Source organism: Paracoccus ravus (assembly GCF_004522175.1).
Classification (GTDB): domain Bacteria; phylum Pseudomonadota; class Alphaproteobacteria; order Rhodobacterales; family Rhodobacteraceae; genus Paracoccus; species Paracoccus ravus.
In genome coordinates this window covers 209,248-230,615 of the sequence record NZ_SDEB01000001.1, presented here as the reverse complement: position 1 = coordinate 230,615, position 21,368 = coordinate 209,248, and the positions used below count along the sequence as shown (strand labels likewise).

Here is a 21,368-nt window from a genome sequence, read left to right as displayed (position 1 = left end):
GAAGCAGGCAGCAGGCTTTTGTAAGGCTGGCAGCAAAATTTCACGGGACGACATCACATGCTGAAACTTTCCACCCTCGCGCTGGTCTCGGTGCTGGCCCTCGCGGCCTGCCAAACGCAGCAGCAACCCCAGCTTGGCCCGGACGGAAAGCCGATTCCGGTCGCCTACAAGATCACCCCAAAGGAAGAGGCGCAGATCCCGGCCCGCGTGGCTGGCCAGATCAACCAGTTGCGCGCCAATGTGGGCGCTCCGGGGCTGGTGCAAAGCCCGATGCTGGACATGGCCTCGATGGCGCATGCCCGCGACATGGCGGCGCAGAACCGCGCCTGGCATTTCGGCTCGGACGGTTCCTCGCCGCTCGATCGAATCCGCCGCCAGGGCTATATGGGCCACCTGATCGGCGAGAACATCTCGGAGACCTATGAGAACGAGATCGTCACCCTGAACGCCTGGATGCAGACCCGCGACACCCGCGACATCCTGATGGACCCGCGTGCGAGCGAATTCGGCATCGGCTGGTTCCAGGAACCCTCGGGCAAGATCTGGTGGGTGATGATCACGGCCGGATCGGGCGGCGCGCCGGTCGCGGTGGGCGGTTTCGCCATGGCCGCGGCCAACGGTCTGTGATCGGAAAAGGCCCCGCAAACCGGGGCCGCTCCGCACCCTTTCAGGGAAAGATAAAGATCGGCACGCCGGGATTGAGCATCGCGAAGATCTCTTCGATTTCTTCGTCATTGACGGCGATGCATCCGGCGGTCCAGTCGGGGCGGTTCAGGGCGCGCCCTTCGGGTCCCAAACCGTGGATCATGATATCGCCCCCGGGCCGCAGGCCCATCATCGCGGCGCGGGCCACATCCTCGGTCGAGGGATAGGAAATCCCGAGCGACAGGTGATACCGGCTGCGGGGATTCTTGCGGTCGATGAAATACATCCCCTCCGGCGTGCGGCCATCGCCTTCGAAACGCTTCGGGCCGAGGGGCTGGTTTCCAAGGCTGATGTCATAGGCCTTGATCGGGGTCCGGCCGCTGATGAGATACATCCTGCGTTCGCCCTTTTTCACGACGACCTGTGTGACAGGCGGCCCCTGATAGGTCTTGAACTTGCTGGTCGGTGGCTGGGCACTGTCGCCCCCGCAATTCGCCAATAGCGAAATTGCCGCCACCGCGAATGCTGCGCGGATCGCCCGTATCATCACTGCCCTCAATGTGCCTTTGGCACGATTTTCTTTCGCCAGTTGAATACCATGCGCGTAAATTTATCGCTAGCGTCGGCGAAATTCCGCCACGGTTTCGACATGCGGCGACCAGCGGAACTGATCCACGACGAAAAGCCGTGAAATGCTAAGACCGGACTCGGCGAGAATCCGCGCATCGCGGGCAAAACTTACCGGATCGCAGCTGACCCAGGCGAGTCTCGCGGCTTCGGATCGGGCGATTTCCCGCGCCTGCGCCTCGGCTCCGCTGCGTGGCGGATCGATCACGATCGCGTCATATTTCAACTCGTCCGGCTGCAAGGGACGACGCGCCAGGTCGCGCGTCTCGGTGGTGATTCGACGCAGGCCGCGGCTGCGACGCGCGCCCGCATCTAGCGCCGCGAGGGGCGCGGAAAGCCCTTCGATGGCATGAACATCCGCCCCCTCGGCGAGAGGAAGGGTGAAGGTGCCGCAACCGGCAAAGAGGTCCAGGATGCGTCCAGCGCCCCGCGTCATGTCGCGCAGGGCGGCGACCAGCGCGGCCTCGCCCTCGGCCGTGGCTTGCAGGAAGGCGCCCGGAGGCGGCGTCACCTGCGCGCGCCCAAAACCGATCAGCGGCGGGCGGCGGGTGATGGGCTGGTCGTCCCAGGTCAGGCGCGCCAGATCGCCTTGCGCGGCAAGGCGCGCAAGGCTCTCGAACAGGGCGGGCTCCATCGGCTTGCCGCCGGTGACGGCGACATCCAGCCCCGAAAGCGTCTCGGCCACGGTCAGCGACACTTCCCCGCCGCGCGAGCCGCCCGCAATGACGATCTGGCGCAGCAAGGGCAGGGCGTTCTGGATCGCGGGGCGCAGGACATGGCAATCCGCGACATCCACGATCACCTCCGAGGCGCGGGCGTGAAAGCCCAGGAGCGCGCCCTTCTTGGTGCGCTTGCCCGAGAGCACCGCCCGCCTGCGCGAGCGCGGCGGCGAGACATGGACCCCGGCGATCGGCGCAGAAAGCCCTTGCGCGCGCAGGGCCTCGGTCACCACGCCGACCTTCCAGGATTTCACGAATTCATCCGAGCCATGCATCAGCGTGCAACCGCCACAGGCGCGGTAATGCGGGCAGGCGGGACGCACCCGCTGATCCGAGGGCGTCACGATGCGCGGGGCGGCGATGCGGCCGGTCTCGGCCTCGCCCTCGATCACCTCGCCGGGCAGGGTCAGGGGCGCCAGGGCCCTCGCGGAATCGGCAATGGCCACGCCATCGCCCTTGCGGCCAAGCCGCTCGACAGTCCAGATCGTCACTCGGCAGCCTCGGTCGTCTCGTCTTCTTCGGTTCCAAGGAAGCCGCCCGACTGGCGGTTCCAATAGCGGGCATAGGTGCCGTTTCGGGCCAAGAGTTCGCCATGCGTGCCCTGCTCGACAATCTGCCCGGCCTCCAGCACGACGATGCGGTCCAGCTCGGCGATGGTCGAAAGCCGGTGGGCGATGGCCAGCACGGTCTTGCCCTGCATGGCGCGATGCAGCGCGTCCTGCACCTGCGCCTCGACCTCACTGTCGAGCGCGCTGGTCGCCTCGTCCAGCACGAGGATCGGCGAATCCTTGAGGAAGGCGCGGGCCAGGGCAATGCGCTGCCGCTGCCCGCCCGAGAGCTTCACCCCGCGCTCGCCCAGATGCGCGTCATAGCCGCTGCGCCCGGCATGGTCGCGCAGCCTGAGAATGAACTCATGCGCCTCGGCGGCGCGGGCGGCGGCGATGATCTCGTCCTGCGTGGCATCGGGGCGGCCATAAAGGATATTGTCATGGGCCGAGCGGTTGAACATCGCGGTCTCTTGCGTGACCATGGCGATATTGCCGCGCAGGCTTTCCTGCGTGACGCCGCGCAGGTCGTGGCCGTCGATGCGGACCGCGCCTTTCTCGACGTCGTAAAGCCGCAAGAGCAACGATACCAGCGTCGATTTCCCCGCGCCCGAGGCCCCGACGATGCCCAGCTTCTCGCCGGGCGCGATGCTCAGCGACAGGTCGCGGATGCCACCCTCGTCCCGGCCATAGGCGAAATCGACATGGTCGAACTCGATGCGGCCAGCGACGCGGCCCAACTCGACCGCGTCGGGGGCGTCGGTCAGGCCATGCGGCGGAGACAGGGTCTTCATGCCGTCCTCGACCTCGCCGATGCTGCCCCAGACCCCCATCAGCGCCATGCTGACCCAGCCGGTCATCTGCGCGAGGCGCATGGCGATCGCGCCCGAGGCGGCGATGTCGCCCGGCGTCGCCAGCCCCTGCCGCCACAAGATCATCGTGCCGCCGATCAGGATCACCGGCAGCGCGCCGGCGATGGTCATCAGCGACAGGCGGAACCAGGTGCTGACGCGGCCGAAATCCAGCGCGCGCTCGCGAAAGCCCGCCATCGCGCCGAGGGCCGCGCGGTCCTCGTGCTCGGCATGGGCGAAGAGCTTGACGGTCTTGATATTGGTGATGGTATCCACGACTTGCCCGGTCACCATCGCCCGCGCCGAGGCCCGGCCCGCCGAAGTGGTGCGGATCCGCGGCAGGAAGAAGCGGATCAGCAGGACATAAGAGCCGAGCCAAGCCAGCAGCGCCAGCGCGCCCCAGCCATCGACCGAGACGAGGAAGGCCGCCGAGCCCAGCACCGAGGCCAGCGCGAAGGCCACCACGTTCACCATCTCCGAGGCGACATCGGTCACCGCGCGGGCGGTCTGCATCTGCTTCTGCGCGATGCGCCCGGCGAAGTCATTGTCGAAGAAGGTGACGGAATGGCCCATCGTCCAGCGATGCAGCCGCGACAGCACCAGGGGCATGATATTGGGGTTGATGATGACGCTGGAACTCGCGGTCGAGAGCCAGACGATGGCCGGGCGGACGATCAGGAAGAAGCCGACGAAGCCCATGACCAGCGTGCCCTGCTCGGCCCAGAACTGCGCGGGCGGCGTGGTGACGACCGCGTCGATCACCCAGCCGAGCAGGACCGCCGCCATGACATCCGCCGTGCCGCCAATCGCCGAGGCCAGCCCGGCAATCGCCAGCCCCCACCATGCCCCCGAGAGGCACCAGCGGAAAAAGGCCAGAAGCGTGCGCGGCGGCGGGCCTTCCGCCGGGCGGAAGGCGTCGATCATGCGCGAGAAATAGTCATGCATCCTTCAGCCTTTCAGATGGCCGATGGCTCCAGCGCGATGCGCTTGAGCTCGTCGCGGTTCAGCGAGAAGCCGCTGGCAATATAGGCGCTCTCGGCCCGGCGCAATGCCTCGCCAAGTGCGGGGCCGGTGATTTGCGGCATCAGGTCGCGGGCGGCGATGGGCAGGCGGCAGGCGGCGGCGCGGTCGATCTGCGCGTCCCAGCCGGGGGCAGGCGGCGCGCCCCGCGCCGTCTGGATCAGCGCGGCGAGCCGGGCGATGCGGGCTCCGTGGCGATAGGCGGCCTCGGGCAGGGGCAGGCGTGCGGCCTCGGTCAATTTCTCTTGCTGGCGTTCCTCGTCGCGGGACAGGCGCAGGTAGCGGGCGGGGTCATCTGCTGCAAGCAGGGTCAAGCGGCAAGACCAGTCGGAAGGCGTGCCATTCTCGGCCGCGATCAGCGCGGGCAAGTGAGCAGCATCCGCGCCGGGCAGGGTGCGCGCAAGGATGCCCGCGGCCGCCATCAGCCCGACGGCCTCGCTGGGGTCCGGCGCGGCGAGAAGCTTGCGCATCTCGGCCCCGATCCTTTCGCGGGAAATGCCCTCGAGCCCGGCCGCCAGATCGGCGCAGGCGGCCAGTGCCTCGGGATCGGCCTTGCCCGCCGCGCCATACCATGCGTGGAAGCGATAGAAGCGCAGGATGCGCAGGTAATCCTCGGTGATGCGGGCGCGCGGCGCGCCCACGAAACGCAGGCGACGGGCAGCGAGATCAGGCAGGCCGCCGACCGGGTCGATCACCTCGCCCGAGGCATCGGCGTAGAGCGCGTTCATGGTGAAATCGCGGCGTTGTGCGTCCTCGTCGATCCGGTCGGAAAAGGCCACGACCGCGCGGCGACCATCGGTTTCGACATCGCGGCGGAAAGTGGTGACCTCGTAGCCGTGACCCTCAGCGACGACGGTGATCGTGCCATGGTCGATGCCCGTCGGGACGGCGCGCAGCCCGGCCTTTTCGGTCAGGCGGCGGGTTTCCTCGGGCAAAGCCGAGGTCGCGATATCGACATCGACGACGCGTTCGCCCAGAAGCGCGTTCCTGACCGCGCCACCGACGATCAGGGCCTGATGGCCCGCATCGTTTAGCGCGGAAAGCACCCGCCGCAGCCCGGAATCTTGCAGGAATTCAGCCTCGATCCGCATCATGCCGCCAGCCGCTGGGCAAGAGCATGCAGCACCCGCGCCGTTGCGCCCCAGATGTAATAGGGGCCGAAAGGCGCGACGTAATAGGCCCGCCAGTCGCCGCGCCACAGCCGCCGCTCGACCCGGTAGCTCGCCGGGTCGGCGATATGCGAGAAGGGCACGCGGAAGACCTCGTCGACCTCTCCGGCCTCGGGGATGGGGGTGAAATCGCCGCGGATCAGGCCGAGCACCGGGGTCATCGCGAAATTCGTGACGGTGCGATGCGGCGGCAGCGTGCCGAGGATTTCGACCTGCGCAGGGTCGAGGCCGATTTCCTCGCGGGCCTCGCGCAGGGCGGCGGCGGTGGCGTCGGTGTCAGTGGGGTCGACCTTGCCGCCGGGCAGGGCGATCTGGCCGGGATGGTGGCGCAGGCTGCTCGCCCGCTTGGTCAGAACAAGCTGCCCCTGGCGGTCGAAGGCCGCGAGCACGCCTGCGGGGCGCAGTTCGGCCTCGGCCATGGGCGAGGGATGCAGATCATAATCCGATGAGGGCCCGGCCGGAACCGACAGGGCCTTCACCAGTCTTTCGCGCAGCAATGTCTGCGGCGCGGTCAGCATGTCACTGCGCCGCGTGCTCGGCCGGCGGCAGCGGGTTGCCCTGCGCGTCCAGCGTCGCCTCGAAGCCGAGGCTGCGCGGGTCGAACTCGTAATGCGCGCCGCAGAACTGGCAATCGGCGGTGACGATGCCGTCCTCGTTGGTCATGCGGCCGATATCCTTGGCGGAATAGATCGACAGCGTGCCGCGCACCCGGTCCGGCGCGCAGGAGCAGCCGAAATGCAGCCCTTGGCGGTCATAAGCGACGGGCTGCTCCTCATGGAACAGGCGATAGACGAGGTTCGGCAGCGGCAGGTTGGCATCGACCAGTTCGATATCCTCGACCGTGGACGCGAGCATGTTCGCGCGGTTCCAATCCTCGGATTCGGCACCCTGCAGGATGTCGGCGGTCTCCAGTTCCTCGCCCTCGGCCAGCACGCGCGGCTGGGCAGGCAGGGTCTGCAGCATCACGCCGCCCGCGCGCCAATGTTCGGCGCTGTCGCCCGCGAGGCGCGAGCGGCCCACGGTCAGCTCGAACCTGGTCGGCAGCTGCTCGGATTGGTGGAAATAGTTCTGCGCGCAGGTCGCGAGCGAGCCGCCCGCGAGCGGGGTCAGGCCCTGATAGGGAAGGTTGCCCTCGCCCTGGTCGATCAGCACGGCGAAATAGCCCTCGCCGATCTGGTCGAAGGCGGGGCGGTCGCTGACGAGGCGCTCGGCATCGAAGCTTGCCCAAGCGCGGATGCGGGCGGGGCCACCCTCGGTCTCGGGGGCGTAGTAATCGGTCGCGATGGTGCGGATCGCGCCGTTGCCGCGCACTTGCAGCGACAGTTTCCAGCGCAGCTTGATCGTCGGGCCGATCAGCGCGGTCAGCGTGACCAGTTCCGCGACCATCGCACTGACAGCCAGCGGGTAGTCGTGGCGCGACAGGATATGTTCAAGCAGCGGGCCGACGCGCGCGATGCGGCCGCGCACGCCCGAGGCGTCCAGTTGAAAGGGCAACACGCAGTCGTCCCAGGAAAGATCCTTTGTTTGAGCCATGATTTGTCCTTCGGAATGGGTGGCGCGGCCCGGCAAGGCGGAGGCGCGCTTTGCCCTCCAATATAGGCCCTGAGCCGAAAAGCCCAAGGGGGGCCGTCAGAGCTGGGGCAGGAATGAGCCGTTCATGTCGCGGATATGGTCGTGGATGCGCGTCCCCGCCGGGGAAAGCGCGGTATCCTCGCGCCGGATCAGGAACCAGCTGCGCTGGATCGGCAGGCCGATGGCGCGCAGCGAGATCAGCCGCCCGGCGCGCAGTTCCTCGGTCACGGTATGGAGCGAGATCAGCGCGATGCCGAGCCCCGCGATCACCGCCTGCTTGATTGTCTCATTGGTGCCCATCTCGACCATGCGCCAGGTCGCGCCCTCGCCGATGCGGTCGAGGAAGCGCGTCATCAGGATGCGCGTCCCCGAGCCGCGCTCGCGGGCGAGGAAGGTCTCGGCCAGCAGGTCCTGCGGCAGCGCCGGGTCGGCATCGGCGAGGGGATGGTCGGGGGGCGCGACGATGACATGAGGATGCGGGCCGACCGGCTCGGCCACGACCGCAGGGCTACGCGGCGGGCGGCCCATGATCGCGAGATCCACCGCCCGCGCGCCCAGCCATTGGATCACCGCATCGCGATTGCCGATCTTCAGCGTCACCTCGACATCAGGCAAGGCGCGGCGCAATTCGGCGACCAGACGCGGCGCGAAATATTTCCCGGTCGAGACCACCCCCAGCGAGACATTGCCGGTCAGCCCGCTTTGCAAGGCCGCGACTCGCCGCGCGCAACTTTCGAGCGCGACTGAAATCTGCGCTTCGGCCTCTAGGATCGCGAGGCCCTCATCCGTCGGGACGAAGGCGCCGTGCTCGCCGCGCAGGACAAGAGGGGCCGACATCAGGTCTTCAAGGCTGCGCAACTGGCCGTGAACTGCCGGCGCGCTCAGACCAAGGTCGGCAGCCGCGCCGGTTAGTGAGCCGTTCTCGATCACCGCGCGCAGCGTGCGCAACTGGCGAAGGGTGACGGCATCAATGCGGCTCATTCGGATTTTCTGAAGATGGGTTCCGGATTTTTAAATGTGTCTTAAACCGCAGCCATGTCAACAAGAAGGAGGGAACCGTGCCGGGGAGGGGCCGATGACCGTCGCCAGCATCGAGACACATCGAATTCCGCAGGAATTGCAGCCGCTGATGCAAGCCATCGCCCGCTCGGGCGCGGCGCTTGCCGCGATCATCCGGCAGGGCGGCGCGCTTTCCGCCGCGGTCGGGACCAATGCCGACGGCGACGGACAGAAGGCGCTGGACGTCATGGCCGACGACCTGTTCCGGGCGGCGCTGGCTGGCGCGGGGGTGCGCTGGTTCGCCTCGGAGGAACAGGAGGACGCCATCGAGCTCGACCCTTCGGGGACCTGGGCGGTGGCGATCGACCCGCTGGACGGGTCCTCGAATATCGACACCAATGTCTCGATCGGCAGCATCTTCTCGGTCTATGCCGCCGAGGCCGATGCGGCGGCCAGCTTCCTGCGCCCGCTGCATGACCAGATCGCCGCCGGCTACATCATCTATGGCCCGCGCTGCGCCATGATGGTCAGCTTCGGCGACGGCGTGCAGCATTACGCGCTGTGCCCGGCAAGCGACGCCTTCCGCCTGGAGGCCGCGCGGCTGAGCATCCCCGAGGATGCCTGCGAATTTGCCATCAACGCATCGAACTACCGGCATTGGTCGCGCCCGGTCCGGGCCTTCATCGACGATTGCCTCGCCGGCAGCGACGGCCCGCGCGGGCGCAATTTCAACATGCGCTGGATCGCCTCGCTGGTGGCCGAGACGCATCGCATCCTGATCCGGGGCGGGGTGTTCCTTTACCCTTCCGACGCGCGCAAGGGCTACGAGCATGGCCGGCTGCGCATGCTCTACGAATGCGGCCCGATCGCCTTCCTGATCTCGCAGGCGGGCGGGCAGGCCACCGATGCCTGCGAGCCGATCCTCGACCTGCGCGTCGAGACGCTGCACCAGCGCACGCCCTTCGTTTTCGGCTCGGCCGAGAAGGTCGCCCGGATCGCCGCCTATCACGACCTGCCCGAGACCGAAGTCTCGGCGCTTTTCGGCCAGCGCGGCCTGTTTCGGGCCTGAGGGGGGACAATGAGCAAGAAACACCCGATCATCTCGGTTACCGGCTCGTCGGGGGCGGGCACGACGACGATCAAGAACACTTTCGACCAGATCTTCCGCCGCGAGGGGATCAATGCCGCGTCGATCGAGGGTGACGCTTTCCACCGCTATGACCGCGCGGCGATGAAGGCGGAACTGGCGCGCCGGACCGAGGCGGGCGACCACACCTTCAGCCATTTCAGCCTCGACGCCAATGAGTTGCACGCGCTGGAAGAGGTCTTTCGCACCTATGCCCAGACCGGCACCGGGCGCACCCGCCACTATGTCCATGACGACCGCGAGGCCGAGGTCACCGGCACGCCGCCCGGCTGCTTCACCGATTGGGAGGAATTCCAGCCCGGCTCGGACCTGCTCTTCTACGAGGGGCTGCATGGCGCGGTGAAGGCCGAGGGGCTCGACATCGCGGGGCAGGCCGATCTGAAGATCGGCGTCGTCCCGGTCATCAACCTCGAATGGATCCAGAAGATCCACCGCGACAAGGCCAGCCGGGGCTATTCGACCGAGGCCGTCACCGACGTGATCCTGCGCCGGATGCATGCCTATGTGCATGTGATCTGCCCGCAATTCACCCAGACCGACATCAACTTCCAGCGCGTCCCGGTGGTCGATACCTCGAACCCCTTCATCGCGCGCTGGATCCCGACCCATGACGAAAGCCTCGTTGTGATCCGCTTTCGCAATCCGCGCGGGATCGATTTCCCCTATCTCACCTCGATGATTCACGGCTCGTGGATGAGCCGCCCGAATTCCATCGTCATTCCGGGGCCGAAGCTCGACCTCGCCATGCAACTAATCCTGACCCCGATCATCCTGCGGATGGTCGGAGATGCGAAGCGCGCCTGAAAGGAGGATGCGATGAACCAGATGGCCCCCGTTCAATCCGATCTGGAAGCCGGAATGGCGACCGCGATCCGGGTCCTTGCCATGGACGCGGTCGAGGCGGCGAAATCCGGCCATCCCGGCGCCCCCATGGGCATGGCCGATGTCGCGGCGGTGCTCTTCAACCGCTTCATGCGGATCGACCCGAGCGACGACAAATGGCCCGACCGCGACCGTTTCGTGATGTCGGCGGGGCATGGCTCGATGCTGGTCTATGCGATCAACCACATGCTGGGCTATGACGACATGGGCATGGACCAGCTGCGCAATTTCCGGCAGCTGGGTTCGCGCACGGCGGGACATCCGGAATATGGCCATGCCAAGGGGATCGAGACCACCACCGGCCCGCTAGGCCAGGGCATCAGCACGGCGGTCGGCATGGCCCTGGCCGAGCGCATGATGAACGCCCGTTTCGGCGACGATCTGGTCGATCACCGCACCTATGTCATCTGCGGCGATGGCTGCCTGATGGAGGGGATCAGCCACGAGGCCATCGATTTCGCCGGGCATCAGCGGCTGGGCCGCCTGATCGTGCTCTGGGATGACAACCGCATCACCATCGATGGCGGGACCGAGCTTTCGACCTCGACCGACCAGAGGGCGCGCTTTGCCGCCGCGGGCTGGCATGTGCAGGCGGTGGACGGCCACGACCGCGAGGCCGTCGCCGCAGCGATCGAGGCCGCGCAAAGGGATGAGCGCCCCTCGCTGATTGCCTGCCGCACGGTGATCGGCTATGGCGCGCCGAACAAGCAGGGCAGCCATGACGTGCATGGCGCGCCGCTGGGCGCGGCCGAGATCGCCGCCGCCCGGACCCATCTGGGCTGGACACACGATCCCTTCGTGCTGCCGCAGGAGATCCTCGACTCCTGGCGTGCTGTCTCGGCGCGAGGGGCCGCGGCGCGGTCGGCATGGCAGGAACGGTTGGCCCACTCCCCCCTCCGGGCCGATCTCGAAGCCGCGCTGGCCGCGCCGGATGCCGGGGCGCTGCGCCGCGCCATTGCCGATCACGTCACGAGGCTGGCGGCGGACCGCCCCAGGGTCGCGACGCGAAAATCCAGCGAGATGGCGCTGGAGGTGGTGAATGCCACGCTGCCGAATACCGTGGGCGGCTCGGCCGATCTGACAGGCTCGAACAACACCCGCACGAAGGGGATGACCCCGGTGACCGCCACGGATCGGGCGGGCCGCTACATCCATTACGGCATCCGCGAGCATGGCATGGCGGCGGCGATGAACGGCATCGCGCTGCATGGCGGGCTGATTCCCTATGGCGGGACCTTCCTCGCCTTCAGCGACTATTCCCGCCCCGCGATCCGGCTGGGCGCGCTGATGGGCGTGCCAGTTGTCCATGTGATGACCCATGACAGCATCGGCCTCGGTGAGGACGGCCCGACCCACCAGCCGGTCGAGCATGTCGCGGCTTTGCGCGCCATCCCGAACCTGATGGTCTTCCGCCCCGCCGACGCCATCGAGACCGCCGAAGCCTGGGAGATCGCCCTGACCGCGCCCCGGACGCCTTCGGTCCTGTGCCTGTCGCGGCAGAACCTGCCGACGGTGCGCGCGGATGCCGGTGAGAACCTGACCCGGCAGGGCGCCTATGTCCTGCGCGAAACCGACGGCCCCCGCGACCTGACGCTGATCGCGACCGGCTCCGAGGTCGAGATCGCCCTTGCCGCCGCCGACCTGCTGGCCGGACAGGGCCTGCGCGCCGCCGTGGTCTCGGCCCCTTCATTCGAGCTTTTCGCCGCCCGCCCCGAGGCCGAGCGCGACGCGGTGCTGGGAGAGGCCCCCCGCATCGGCATCGAGGCGCTGATCCGGCAGGGCTGGGACGGGCTGATGCTGCGCCCCGGCGACGGCTTCCTCGGCATGACGGGCTTTGGCGCATCGGCCCCGGCCCCCGAGCTTTACCGCCATTTCGGCATCACGGCCGAGGCGGCGGCGGACCTTGCCCATCAACTGATCCAGGGAGGAAAGTGATGGCCCTCATCACGCTGAGACAGCTTCTCGATCACGCCGCCGAGCATGGCTATGGCGTGCCGGCCTTCAACATCAACAACATGGAGCAGGGCCTCGCGATCGTTCAGGCCGCCGCGCAGGTCGATGCCCCGGTGATCCTGCAGGCCTCGCGCGGCGCGCGTTCCTATGCCGGGGACATCATGCTGCGCCGCATGGTCGAGGCGCTGGCCGAGATGAATCCGGCGATCCCGATCTGCCTGCATCAGGACCATGGCAACAACCTTGCCACCTGCATGTCGGCGATCCGGCACGGCTTCACCTCGGTGATGATGGACGGCTCGCTTCTTGAGGACATGAAGACCCCCGCCGATTACGACTACAATGTCGCGGTGACGGCCAAGGTGTCCGAGGCCGCCCATGCCGTCGGGGCCTCGGTCGAGGGCGAACTGGGCGTTCTGGGCTCGCTGGAAACCGGTGAGGCCGCCGCCGAGGATGGCTCGGGGGCCGAGGGCAAGCTGGATCATTCCCAGCTTCTGACCGATCCCGATCAGGCGGTGGATTTCGTGCTGCGAACGGGCTGCGATGCGCTGGCCATCGCCTGCGGCACCAGCCACGGGGCCTACAAGTTCAGCCGCAAGCCCGATGGCGAGATCCTCGCCATGCATGTCATCGAGGCGATCCACCAGCGCCTGCCCGGCACGCATCTGGTGATGCATGGCTCTTCCAGCGTGCCGCAACATCTGCAGGATCTCATCAACCAGTCCGGCGGCGAGATGCCCCAGACCTATGGCGTCCCCGTCGAGGAGATCGAGCGCGGCATCCGCCACGGCGTGCGCAAGGTCAATATCGACACCGATTGCCGCATGGCCATGACCGGGCATTTCCGCAAGGTCGCCCGCGACCGACCGGATGAGTTCGATCCGCGGAAATTCATGATCCCCGCCATGAAGGAACTGACCGCTTTGTGCCGCGACCGGTTCGAACGCTTCGGCACGGCGGGCATGGCCCCCAAGATCAAGGTCATCGCGATGGACGAGATGGCCAAACGCTACGCGTCGGGGGCGTTGAACCCGGCCATCACCGGCTCCAAGGCCGCATAGGGAGGTAGATTGATGAACGAGATGTCCAAGAGCCAGATCACCGACGCCAAGAAACGCTACGCGGCGGGCGTCCTCAAATACGCCCAGATGGGCTATTGGGATGGCGACTACCAGCCGAAAGACACCGATATCCTAGCGCTTTTTCGCATCACGCCGCAGGAGGGCGTGGACCCCATCGAGGCGGCAGCTGCCGTTGCTGGTGAAAGCTCGACCGCGACATGGACGGTGGTCTGGACCGATCGGCTGACCGCCTGCGACCAGTATCGCGCCAAGGCCTATAAGGTCGAGCCGGTCCCCGGTACACCGGGCCAGTATTTCTGCTACGTGGCTTACGACCTGATCCTGTTCGAGGAAGGCTCGATTGCCAATGTGACGGCCTCGATCATCGGGAACGTTTTCAGCTTCAAGCCGCTGAAGGCCGCCCGGCTTGAGGATATGCGCTTTCCGGTCGCTTATCTGAAAACCTTCGCAGGACCGCCCACCGGTATCGTCGTGGAGCGCGAGCGGTTGGACAAGTTCGGCCGCCCGCTGCTGGGCGCGACGACCAAGCCAAAGCTGGGCCTCTCGGGCAAGAACTATGGCCGTGTCGTCTATGAGGGGCTGAAGGGTGGCCTTGATTTCATGAAGGATGACGAGAACATCAACAGCCAGCCCTTCATGCATTGGCGCGACCGGTTCCTGTATTGCATGGAGGCGGTGAACAAGGCCACTGCCGTCACCGGAGAGGTCAAGGGGCATTACCTGAACGTCACCGCCGGCACGATGGAAGAGATGTACCGCCGCGCCGAATTCGCCAAGGAACTGGGCTCGGTCATCATCATGGTCGATCTGATCATTGGCTGGACGGCGACGCAGTCGATCTCGAACTGGGCGCGGCAGAACGACATGATCCTGCACATGCACCGCGCGGGGCATGGAACTTACACCCGGCAGAAAAACCACGGCATCAGCTTCCGCGTCATCGCGAAATGGCTGCGCATGGCGGGGGTCGATCACCTGCATTGCGGAACTGCCGTCGGCAAGCTGGAGGGCGATCCGATGACCGTGCAGGGCTATTACAACGTCTGCCGCGAGATGCATAACCCCGTGGACCTGCCGCGCGGAATCTTCTTCGAGCAGGATTGGGCGAATTTGAAACGGGTGCTGCCGGTCGCCTCGGGCGGCATCCATGCCGGGCAAATGCATCAGCTGATCGACCTCTTCGGCGACGATGTGGTCCTGCAATTCGGCGGCGGCACCATCGGCCATCCGATGGGCATCCAAGCCGGGGCGACGGCGAACCGCGTCGCGCTGGAGGTCATGGTTCAGGCGCGCAATGAGGGCGTCGATATCGCGAATGAAGGTCTCGAAGTGCTGCGCAAGGCGGCCAAGTGGTGCAAGCCGTTGGAAGCCGCCTTGGACACTTGGGGGAACATCACCTTCAACTACACGCCCACCGACACCTCGGACTTCGTCCCGACCGCATCCGTCAGCTAAGGAGGGAAATATGCGTATCACCCAAGGTTGCTTCTCGTTCCTGCCCGACCTGACCGACGAGCAGATCCGCGACCAGATCGAATACATCCTGTCGCGCGAATGGGCCGTCGGGATCGAATGGACCTTCGAGCCCCATCCCCGCAATACCTATTGGGAGATGTGGGGCCATCCGATGTTCGATCTGAAGGATGCCAAGGGCGTGATGATGGAACTGGCGGATTGCCGCAAGGCGCATGGCGACGCCTATATCCGCATCAATGCCTTCGACAGTTCGCGCGGATGGGAGACGGTGATGATGTCCTTCATCGTGAACCGTCCCGCGCAAGAGCCGAGCTTCCGGACATGGCGGCAAGAGGTGGATGGCCGCGCGATGCGCTACACGCATGAGATGGTCGGCGGAATGCCGGGCTGACGCCCGGCGACGGCGGGGGGCGCTGCCCCCCGCACCCCCCGTGCCACGGTAACGACGAAAGGATGGGCCATGGACGATGCGGTGCCGCTGACGGTGGATCTGAGGGCGGAATACGAATCCTCGGGCGTGCGCGAGATTTTGGACGAGTTGGACCGCGAGCTGATCGGGCTGGCCCCCGTCAAGGAGCGTGTCCGCGAAACGGCGGCGCTGTTGCTGGTCGATCGGGCGCGGCGGCAACTGGGTCTGGCGCATGAGACCCCGACGCTGCACATGTCCTTTACCGGCAATCCGGGGACGGGAAAGACCACCGTCGCGCTGAAGATGGCGGGGCTGCTGCATCGTCTGGGCTATGTCCGCAAGGGCCATCTGGTCAGCGTCACCCGCGACGATCTGGTCGGGCAATATATCGGCCATACCGCGCCCAAGACAAAGGAAGTGCTGAAAAAGGCGATGGGCGGCGTCTTGTTCATCGACGAAGCCTATTACCTCTACAAGCCCGACAATGAGCGCGATTACGGGCAAGAGGCGATCGAGATCCTCTTGCAGGTGATGGAGAACAACCGCGACGATCTCGTGGTCATCATGGCGGGCTATGCCGACCGGATGGACCGCTTCTTCTCGGCCAATCCGGGCTTCCGCTCGCGCATCGCCCATCACATCGAGTTTCCCGATTACTCGGACGAGGAACTGGGGCGCATCTCGGGCGCGATGCTGGGCGCGCAGGGCTACGGCTTCGATGAAGCAGGCCGGGTCGCCATGGAGGAATATATCCGCCTGCGCCGCTTGCAGCCGCATTTCGCCAATGCCCGCAGCATCCGCAACGCCCTCGACCGGGCGCGGTTACGTCAGGCAAACCGGCTTTTTTCCGCAGCGGCCGTGGTTGACGCCAAAACGCTTTCCACGCTAACGGAGGCCGATATTCGTGCGAGCCGCGTCTTTTCCGGAGGGCTCGACATTGACGGCAGCCGCAGGAAGGATGTGCCATGAGCTTCAACCGCAGCATCAAGATCGCCCCCTCGATCCTTTCCGCCGATTTCGCGAATTTCGGCCAAGAGATCCAAGCCGTCGAGGCGCAGGGTGCTGACTGGGTCCATGTCGATGTGATGGACGGCCATTTCGTCCCGAACATCACCTTCGGCCCCGCCACCTGCAAGGCGATCCGTCCGCACATCAAGGGCGTGATGGATGTCCACCTGATGATCTCGCCGGTCGATCAATATATCGACGCCTTCGCGGAATCGGGCGCCGACTTCATTACCGCTCATCTTGAGGCTGGTCCGCATATCCACCGCACGCTGCAAGCGATCCGCGCGACGGGCGCGAAAGCGGGCCTTGCGCTGAACCCCGGCACGCCTGCCGAGGCGGCCAAGGGGCTGATCGACGATCTCGATCTGATTTGCGTGATGACCGTCAATCCGGGTTTCGGCGGGCAAAAGTTCATCCATAGCCAGCTTGAGAAGATCCGCACCCTGCGCGCGATGATCGGCGACCGCCCGGTGCATATCGAGATCGACGGTGGCGTCGATCCGACCACCGCGCCGCTGGTCGCCGAGGCCGGTGCCGACGTGCTGGTCGCGGGTTCGGCGGTGTTCAAGGGCGGTTCTGTCTCGAACAGCAATCCCTATGGCGAGAACATCCGCGCGATCCGCGCCGCCGCCGAGGCCGCGTTGCGTTGAACCTCCCGGACCGGGCGGCTAGGCTGACCCGGAACCCGGCGGAGGCGGAACCCTGAACGTGCATCTGGACATGCGGCCATGATCTGGCGCGGCGCCACTGCTCTTGTGGGAGCGGGCCTGCGTCTGGCCGCGCCCTTGGCCGGGCCGGATTGGTGCGAGCGTCTGGCCCTGAGCGGGCCGGATGTCGTGCCCGGCGGCATCTGGCTTCATGCCGCAAGCGTGGGTGAGTTGAACTCGGTCCGGCTGATGGCCGAGGCGCTTGCCGAGCACGCGCAATTGATCGTCACCACGAATAGCCTGACCGGACGGGCATTGGCGCGGCAGATGGGCTTTGCCGCGAGCCTTGCGCCTTTGGACGTGCCGCAGGCGGTGCAGCGCTTTCTGGATCGCGTCGAGCCTGCGGTTCTGGTCACCGTCGAGAACGAACTTTGGCCGAACCGCTCGGCGCAGGCCGATGCGCTAGGCGTGGCGCAGGTGGTGGTTGGCGCGCGGATTTCTCAGCGCTCGGCGGATCGTTGGGCGAAGCTGCCGGGGCTGATCGGGCCTATGCTGGGACGGATCAATCTGCTTTCCGCGCAGGATGCGGGCAGCGAGGAAAGGCTGGTCGCTCTGGGCCTGCCCCGCGCGGCGCTTGGGGCGAGGCTCAATCTCAAACTTCTGGCTCCGGCGCAGATCCAACCGCCCGAAGATGGGCCAGAGCGGGCGCTGACGGTGCTGGCGGCCTCGACCCATGAGGGCGAGGACGCGATCATCTGCGACGCCTTCCTGGCCGCGCGCGCCGAGATCCCCGACATGCGCCTGATCCTTGCGCCGCGACACCCGGCGCGGGGCGAAGACGTGGCGTCGCTGCTGCGGGCCAAGGGGCTGGACCCCGTCCGGCGCAGTCGGGGCGGCGATGCGCAGGCCCCGGTCCTGCTGGCCGATACTCTGGGCGAGATGCCGGAGTGGTATGCCAGGGCCGGGATCTGCGTCACCTTCGGCTCCTTTGCCGATCGCGGCGGGCACACGCCCTGGGAGCCCGCAGGCTGGCGCTGCGCCATCCTGCATGGGCCGAATGTGTCGAACCATGCGGGCGATTACGCCGATCTGGATACGGAGGGCGGGGCCATGCCGGTCAGCGCCGAGAGCTTGGCGGGCGCGCTGGTCGAGCTTGCCCGCGACCCCGCGCGGCAGCGGCGCATGGGCGCTGTGGCCCGCGAGATGCTGTTGTCCCGTGCCGGGGATCCGCAACCTCTGGTCTCACGAGTCCTCGACCTTGCCCGTGGCAGGCTTGTATAAGGTCAGGCCGATTCCGATATTTGAAGGCAAAGGAGCCGCAAGATGATCCGCTATGACCTGCAATGCGAAGAGGGCCATCGCTTCGATGGCTGGTTTCGCTCATCCGAAGGGTTCGAGTCCCTGCGGAAGGCGGGTCAGGTGACATGCTCCTTCTGTGGTTCGGCCAAGGTCGAGAAGGCGCTGATGGCACCGGGCATTGCCCTCAAGGCTGCCGAGCCTGCGCTGACCGCCCCGCGCAACAAGCAGGAAGAGGCGCTGGACAAGCTGCGCCGCCATGTCGAGGAAAACTCGGATTATGTCGGCATGTCCTTTGCCGCTGAGGCCCGCGCGATGCATGACGGCGATATCCCGAGCCGCGCGATCCATGGCGAGGCGAAGCTTGAAGATGCCAAGAAGCTTCTTGAGGATGGCGTGCCGGTCGCGCCCTTGCCCTTCCGCTCGCGGCAGGGCGCGAACTGACCGCAGGCCAAATTTTCCACCTTAGGTTGTATTCCACGCCTTTTTCATTGATCGGCGCATGGGTCGGTGTCACCATTCTGACATGATGAATGCGCCTCATGGCCTCTCTTTCGACCGGATCGCCTTTGACCGCAAAGAGCTTGGTCTGATCCTGTCCGTCTATGGCCGCATGGTCGCGGCGGGTGAGTGGCGCGACTACGCGATGTCTTTCCTGCGCGATGTGGCGGTGTTTTCGGTCTTTCGCCGCGCGGCGGAAAACCCGCTCTACAGCATCGAAAAACGCCCCAGGCTGCGCGCGGCGCAGGGGCAATATGCGGTGATCGGCATGGATGGGCGCATCCTCAAGCGCGGGCATGATCTCGCGGTGGTGCTGCGCGTCCTCGAACGCAAGCTGATCCGCCCGGTCGATTGATCAGTCCGGCTTGATCTTGACCGCCGTGCCGCGCGCGAAGGAATCGAGGCGGGTTTGCGCCGCTTCCTGCGTGTTCACGATCCCCGCCACCATGGCCTCGGCATAGGCCGCATCCAGCCCCGACATGTTCTGCATATGCGAGATGGCCGAGCAGACCGCGAAATTCGACAAAGGCGTGTTCTGCGCGGCAAGCCGGGCCAGTTCGTAAGCCTTGGCATCGCTATCTTTGACGCGATATTGCGCGAGGCCGACGGCCTCGGCTTCTTCGCCCGCGTAAAGACGCCCGGTCAGCATCATGTCGACCATGCGCGCCTTGCCGATCAAAGCGGGCACGCGGATCGTCGCGCCGCCGCCGGTGAAGAGGCCGCGCTGCCCCTCGGGCAGGCCGAAATAGGTGGTCTCGTCCATGACGCGGATATGCACCGATGAGGCCAGTTCAAGCCCGCCGCCCACCACTGCGCCCTTGAGTGCCGCGATGACGGGCAGGCCGGAATATTCGATCTTGTTGAAGGCCTCGTGCCAGCGCAGGCAGATGCGCATGAATTCCGCCGGGCTGCGTTTTTCGCGGCCATGCTCGACCAGATCGAGCCCGGCGCAGAAATGCGGCCCCTCGGCGCGCAGCACGACGGCGCGGACCCCGGCGGCGGGCAAGGCGGTGAAGACGCCGATCAGTTCCTCGATGGTCTGGATGTCCAGCGCGTTGCGCTTGGCAGCGCGGTTCAGCGTGACCGTGGCGATGCCGTCCTCGTCGATGCCCAAAAGCAGGTTGGTCAGGCGCAGTTCCGAGATGCCGGGCATGGTCTAGCCTTTCGTGATCCAATGGATGACGACCGGAACCGTCGCAATGCTGGCCGCGGTCGAAAGCAGAATGGCGGTCGAGACGCGATGCTGCGCCACACCGAAATGATGGGCAAGGATATAGACATTCCCGGCCACCGGCAGGCTCGCCGCCGCGATCATCACGCCCGCGGCAAAGGGCTCGACCCCCATGAGATGGGCGGCAATTCCCACGGCCAGCGGGTGCAGGACAAGCTTCGCGGAACTGAGCCAGATCGCGGGGCCGATGCGCTCGGCGGATCGTCCGGCGAGGCTCGCGCCGATGGCAAAGAGGGCACCGGGGGTTGCAGCTGCGCCCAGAAGCGACAGGAACTCGCCCAAGGGCGCGGGCATTGGCAGATGTAGCCGCGCCCAGATGAGCCCCGCCAGCATCGAGACGATCATCGGATTGCCCGCGATCCCGCGCGCCAAGGGCAGGATTGTCGCGGGCGTGATCCGCCCCTGCCGCGCCGCTGTCACCAGCAGCGTGACCAGCGTCGAGAACACCACCAGATCGATCGTCAGCACCATCAATACCGGGCCGATCGCCTGATCGCCCAGCAGCACGACCAGCATCGGCACGCCGAGAAAGCCGGTATTGCCGGTCATGGCGGTATGGGCCTCCATCGCGGCCTCGTCGAGTGGCAGCTTGCGCCACATCGCCGCGCCGAAGGCCACCGCCCAGAGCAGCAGCGAGCCGCCGAGATAGGCGAGGACGAAGCCGGGGTCGAAGAGCCGCTCGATATCCACGGTCGCGGCAAAGCGGAACAGCATGGCCGAGAGGGCGAAGTAAAAGACGAATTTGGTGAGCCAGGCCGTGGCTTCCTGCGGGAAGAAGCCTTTGCGGCCGGCAAGGTAGCCAGTGGCGATCAGCAGGAAGAAGGGCAGTGTTTTCAGGAAGATCTCAAGCATCGGGCCCGCGAATGACGGTATATTCGGTCTCGCCCGGCCCAAGGTCGCGGGTGGCAAGCAGGTGATGGCCGCTCTCGGCGCAGAAATGCGGCACGTCGATCCTTGCGGCGCGGTCGGTGGCGATCATTTGGACCTGCGCCCCCGGTGCAAGCGGGATCAGCGCCTTACGCAGTTTCAGGACGGGCAGGGGGCAAAGCAGGCCACGGGCGTCGATCTGGCTCATGCGGCGCGCCCGATCTTGCCCTTGCACCAGTCGATCAGCCCCTCGGGGTCGATTTCCTCGGCGAGGGTTCCGGCAAAGGCCCAGAATTCCGGCAATTGATCCGGCGGGACATGCAGCAGCACGGGGACATCCTCGGCGAGTGCAGCCGCGATGAAATCGCGAAAGCCCCGGCCTGCGGCCTCGAGCTTGCCGAATTTATTGACGATGACGAGATCGGCGCCGCGCGCCAGGACGGCCTCGGCGCGCGCAACGGCGAAGGTCAGGGCCTCGGTATCGAGGCGGCAACCCTGAGAGCAGTTGCCCAAGGATTGCGAGATACGGATGGCGGGGCCGTCATCGCCAAGGATCGCGAGATCCATGTCGCAAACCTGCCCCTCACCACGGTCGATATTGCTTTGCACCGCACCGGCAAGTCGCATGCCGCGCGCGCCAAGCGCATTGGCCGTGTCGAAAAGCAGCCGATCCGCCGCATCGTCTTCGGCATCCATGGTGAAGAAGCCAAGCATCCGGTCCT

General features: G+C 66.3%; 23 protein-coding genes. 12 read left to right on the top strand and 11 right to left on the bottom strand.

The features are described from left to right. Positions 1-57: 57 nt before the first annotated feature. Positions 58-627: a divisome-associated lipoprotein DalA gene (gene dalA / locus ESZ60_RS01230; protein WP_134678583.1), complete on the top strand. Its 570-nt coding sequence runs from the start codon at positions 58-60 to the stop codon at positions 625-627. A 40-nt stretch (positions 628-667) separates the two neighbouring features. Here dalA and ESZ60_RS01225 read toward each other — a convergent pair whose 3' ends face one another. The 7 genes from ESZ60_RS01225 to cbbR all read right to left on the bottom strand — a co-directional run bounded on the left by ESZ60_RS01225 (position 668) and on the right by cbbR (position 8,129). Further along, positions 668-1,192 (bottom strand): L,D-transpeptidase family protein, encoded by a 525-nt coding sequence (locus ESZ60_RS01225; protein WP_134678582.1) that lies wholly within the window; start codon positions 1,190-1,192, stop codon positions 668-670. Positions 1,193-1,261: 69 nt separating this feature from the next. Beyond that, positions 1,262-2,482 (bottom strand): class I SAM-dependent RNA methyltransferase, encoded by a 1,221-nt coding sequence (locus tag ESZ60_RS01220; protein WP_134678581.1) that lies wholly within the window; start codon positions 2,480-2,482, stop codon positions 1,262-1,264. Next, positions 2,479-4,332: an ABC transporter ATP-binding protein gene (locus tag ESZ60_RS01215; RefSeq protein WP_134678580.1), complete on the bottom strand. Its 1,854-nt coding sequence runs from the start codon at positions 4,330-4,332 to the stop codon at positions 2,479-2,481. Before ESZ60_RS01215 ends, ESZ60_RS01220 begins: the two co-directional genes overlap by 4 nt. Before the next feature lie 11 nt (positions 4,333-4,343). After that, on the bottom strand, positions 4,344-5,498 hold the full coding sequence (locus ESZ60_RS01210; RefSeq protein ID WP_167620034.1) for a CCA tRNA nucleotidyltransferase: 1,155 nt from the start codon (positions 5,496-5,498) through the stop codon (positions 4,344-4,346). Next, entirely contained in the window at positions 5,498-6,094 is a 597-nt protein-coding gene (locus ESZ60_RS01205; protein WP_134678578.1) for an NUDIX hydrolase, read from the bottom strand. The genes ESZ60_RS01210 and ESZ60_RS01205 overlap by 1 nt, the downstream gene beginning before the upstream one ends. Position 6,095: 1 nt before the next feature. Further along, entirely contained in the window at positions 6,096-7,109 is a 1,014-nt protein-coding gene (hslO, locus tag ESZ60_RS01200) for an Hsp33 family molecular chaperone HslO (RefSeq protein WP_134678577.1), read from the bottom strand. A 96-nt stretch (positions 7,110-7,205) separates the two neighbouring features. Beyond that, entirely contained in the window at positions 7,206-8,129 is a 924-nt protein-coding gene (cbbR, locus tag ESZ60_RS01195) for a LysR family regulator CbbR (RefSeq protein WP_134678576.1), read from the bottom strand. Between the two features lie 94 nt (positions 8,130-8,223). Between cbbR and ESZ60_RS01190 the strand changes: the two genes are divergently transcribed. The 11 genes from ESZ60_RS01190 (at position 8,224) to ESZ60_RS01140 (ending at position 18,903) form a co-directional block, all read left to right on the top strand. Then, complete coding sequence (locus ESZ60_RS01190) at positions 8,224-9,216, top strand: class 1 fructose-bisphosphatase (RefSeq protein WP_134678575.1); 993 nt, start codon at positions 8,224-8,226, stop codon at positions 9,214-9,216. Between the two features lie 9 nt (positions 9,217-9,225). Further along, positions 9,226-10,098, top strand: a complete 873-nt coding sequence (locus tag ESZ60_RS01185; protein WP_134678574.1) for a phosphoribulokinase — start codon at positions 9,226-9,228, stop codon at positions 10,096-10,098. A 12-nt stretch (positions 10,099-10,110) separates the two neighbouring features. Continuing rightward, complete coding sequence (gene tkt, locus ESZ60_RS01180) at positions 10,111-12,111, top strand: transketolase (RefSeq protein WP_167620028.1); 2,001 nt, start codon at positions 10,111-10,113, stop codon at positions 12,109-12,111. Then, complete coding sequence (fba, locus tag ESZ60_RS01175) at positions 12,111-13,190, top strand: class II fructose-bisphosphate aldolase (protein ID WP_134678573.1); 1,080 nt, start codon at positions 12,111-12,113, stop codon at positions 13,188-13,190. The genes tkt and fba overlap by 1 nt, the downstream gene beginning before the upstream one ends. 12 nt (positions 13,191-13,202) lie before the next feature. Continuing rightward, the gene (locus tag ESZ60_RS01170) at positions 13,203-14,666 is read left to right on the top strand and encodes a form I ribulose bisphosphate carboxylase large subunit (protein ID WP_134678572.1); all 1,464 of its coding nucleotides are present in this window, start codon (positions 13,203-13,205) and stop codon (positions 14,664-14,666) included. A 10-nt stretch (positions 14,667-14,676) separates the two neighbouring features. Next, positions 14,677-15,078: a ribulose bisphosphate carboxylase small subunit gene (locus ESZ60_RS01165; RefSeq protein ID WP_134678571.1), complete on the top strand. Its 402-nt coding sequence runs from the start codon at positions 14,677-14,679 to the stop codon at positions 15,076-15,078. Positions 15,079-15,147: 69 nt separating this feature from the next. After that, positions 15,148-16,065 carry a CbbX protein gene (gene cbbX / locus ESZ60_RS01160; RefSeq protein WP_134678570.1) on the top strand — a complete coding sequence of 306 codons (918 nt, stop codon included), beginning with the start codon at positions 15,148-15,150 and terminating at the stop codon, positions 16,063-16,065. Then, the gene (gene rpe / locus ESZ60_RS01155) at positions 16,062-16,754 is read left to right on the top strand and encodes a ribulose-phosphate 3-epimerase (protein WP_134678569.1); all 693 of its coding nucleotides are present in this window, start codon (positions 16,062-16,064) and stop codon (positions 16,752-16,754) included. Before cbbX ends, rpe begins: the two co-directional genes overlap by 4 nt. 78 nt (positions 16,755-16,832) lie before the next feature. Next, entirely contained in the window at positions 16,833-18,032 is a 1,200-nt protein-coding gene (locus ESZ60_RS01150; RefSeq protein ID WP_134678568.1) for a 3-deoxy-D-manno-octulosonic acid transferase, read from the top strand. Between the two features lie 42 nt (positions 18,033-18,074). Beyond that, positions 18,075-18,491 carry a DUF1178 family protein gene (locus tag ESZ60_RS01145; RefSeq protein WP_134678567.1) on the top strand — a complete coding sequence of 139 codons (417 nt, stop codon included), beginning with the start codon at positions 18,075-18,077 and terminating at the stop codon, positions 18,489-18,491. Positions 18,492-18,573: 82 nt separating this feature from the next. Next, entirely contained in the window at positions 18,574-18,903 is a 330-nt protein-coding gene (locus ESZ60_RS01140) for a DUF2794 domain-containing protein (protein WP_134678566.1), read from the top strand. On the opposite strand, the gene ESZ60_RS01135 is transcribed toward ESZ60_RS01140, so the two are convergent. From ESZ60_RS01135 to ESZ60_RS01120, 4 genes are read right to left on the bottom strand one after another with little or no spacing between them, the layout of a single operon-like run. Then, positions 18,904-19,701 carry a crotonase/enoyl-CoA hydratase family protein gene (locus ESZ60_RS01135; RefSeq protein WP_134678565.1) on the bottom strand — a complete coding sequence of 266 codons (798 nt, stop codon included), beginning with the start codon at positions 19,699-19,701 and terminating at the stop codon, positions 18,904-18,906. 3 nt (positions 19,702-19,704) lie between these two features. Beyond that, positions 19,705-20,631 carry an AEC family transporter gene (locus tag ESZ60_RS01130; protein WP_134678564.1) on the bottom strand — a complete coding sequence of 309 codons (927 nt, stop codon included), beginning with the start codon at positions 20,629-20,631 and terminating at the stop codon, positions 19,705-19,707. Beyond that, positions 20,624-20,854, bottom strand: a complete 231-nt coding sequence (locus ESZ60_RS01125) for a sulfurtransferase TusA family protein (RefSeq protein ID WP_134678563.1) — start codon at positions 20,852-20,854, stop codon at positions 20,624-20,626. The genes ESZ60_RS01130 and ESZ60_RS01125 overlap by 8 nt, the downstream gene beginning before the upstream one ends. Next, the gene (locus ESZ60_RS01120) at positions 20,851-21,360 is read right to left on the bottom strand and encodes a DUF2478 domain-containing protein (RefSeq protein ID WP_134678562.1); all 510 of its coding nucleotides are present in this window, start codon (positions 21,358-21,360) and stop codon (positions 20,851-20,853) included. The genes ESZ60_RS01125 and ESZ60_RS01120 overlap by 4 nt, the downstream gene beginning before the upstream one ends. Positions 21,361-21,368 lie beyond the last annotated feature (8 nt).

What these genes read in the sequence shown, in the direction of transcription:
- hslO (WP_134678577.1), bottom strand. Translation starts at nt 7,109, where the DNA reads ATGGCTCAAACAAAGGATCTTTCCTGGGACGACTGCGTGTTGCCCTTT.
- ESZ60_RS01130 (WP_134678564.1), bottom strand. Translation starts at nt 20,631, where the DNA reads ATGCTTGAGATCTTCCTGAAAACACTGCCCTTCTTCCTGCTGATCGCC.
- tkt (WP_167620028.1), top strand. Translation starts at nt 10,111, where the DNA reads ATGAACCAGATGGCCCCCGTTCAATCCGATCTGGAAGCCGGAATGGCG.
- ESZ60_RS01215 (WP_134678580.1), bottom strand. Translation starts at nt 4,332, where the DNA reads ATGCATGACTATTTCTCGCGCATGATCGACGCCTTCCGCCCGGCGGAA.
- ESZ60_RS01190 (WP_134678575.1), top strand. Translation starts at nt 8,224, where the DNA reads ATGACCGTCGCCAGCATCGAGACACATCGAATTCCGCAGGAATTGCAG.
- ESZ60_RS01135 (WP_134678565.1), bottom strand. Translation starts at nt 19,701, where the DNA reads ATGCCCGGCATCTCGGAACTGCGCCTGACCAACCTGCTTTTGGGCATC.
- ESZ60_RS01185 (WP_134678574.1), top strand. Translation starts at nt 9,226, where the DNA reads ATGAGCAAGAAACACCCGATCATCTCGGTTACCGGCTCGTCGGGGGCG.
- ESZ60_RS01205 (WP_134678578.1), bottom strand. Translation starts at nt 6,094, where the DNA reads ATGCTGACCGCGCCGCAGACATTGCTGCGCGAAAGACTGGTGAAGGCC.
- ESZ60_RS01170 (WP_134678572.1), top strand. Translation starts at nt 13,203, where the DNA reads ATGAACGAGATGTCCAAGAGCCAGATCACCGACGCCAAGAAACGCTAC.
- ESZ60_RS01120 (WP_134678562.1), bottom strand. Translation starts at nt 21,360, where the DNA reads ATGCTTGGCTTCTTCACCATGGATGCCGAAGACGATGCGGCGGATCGG.
- ESZ60_RS01145 (WP_134678567.1), top strand. Translation starts at nt 18,075, where the DNA reads ATGATCCGCTATGACCTGCAATGCGAAGAGGGCCATCGCTTCGATGGC.
- ESZ60_RS01165 (WP_134678571.1), top strand. Translation starts at nt 14,677, where the DNA reads ATGCGTATCACCCAAGGTTGCTTCTCGTTCCTGCCCGACCTGACCGAC.
- ESZ60_RS01125 (WP_134678563.1), bottom strand. Translation starts at nt 20,854, where the DNA reads ATGAGCCAGATCGACGCCCGTGGCCTGCTTTGCCCCCTGCCCGTCCTG.
- ESZ60_RS01225 (WP_134678582.1), bottom strand. Translation starts at nt 1,192, where the DNA reads ATGATACGGGCGATCCGCGCAGCATTCGCGGTGGCGGCAATTTCGCTA.
- cbbX (WP_134678570.1), top strand. Translation starts at nt 15,148, where the DNA reads ATGGACGATGCGGTGCCGCTGACGGTGGATCTGAGGGCGGAATACGAA.
- ESZ60_RS01140 (WP_134678566.1), top strand. Translation starts at nt 18,574, where the DNA reads ATGATGAATGCGCCTCATGGCCTCTCTTTCGACCGGATCGCCTTTGAC.
- ESZ60_RS01210 (WP_167620034.1), bottom strand. Translation starts at nt 5,498, where the DNA reads ATGCGGATCGAGGCTGAATTCCTGCAAGATTCCGGGCTGCGGCGGGTG.
- ESZ60_RS01150 (WP_134678568.1), top strand. Translation starts at nt 16,833, where the DNA reads ATGATCTGGCGCGGCGCCACTGCTCTTGTGGGAGCGGGCCTGCGTCTG.
- fba (WP_134678573.1), top strand. Translation starts at nt 12,111, where the DNA reads ATGGCCCTCATCACGCTGAGACAGCTTCTCGATCACGCCGCCGAGCAT.
- rpe (WP_134678569.1), top strand. Translation starts at nt 16,062, where the DNA reads ATGAGCTTCAACCGCAGCATCAAGATCGCCCCCTCGATCCTTTCCGCC.
- dalA (WP_134678583.1), top strand. Translation starts at nt 58, where the DNA reads ATGCTGAAACTTTCCACCCTCGCGCTGGTCTCGGTGCTGGCCCTCGCG.
- cbbR (WP_134678576.1), bottom strand. Translation starts at nt 8,129, where the DNA reads ATGAGCCGCATTGATGCCGTCACCCTTCGCCAGTTGCGCACGCTGCGC.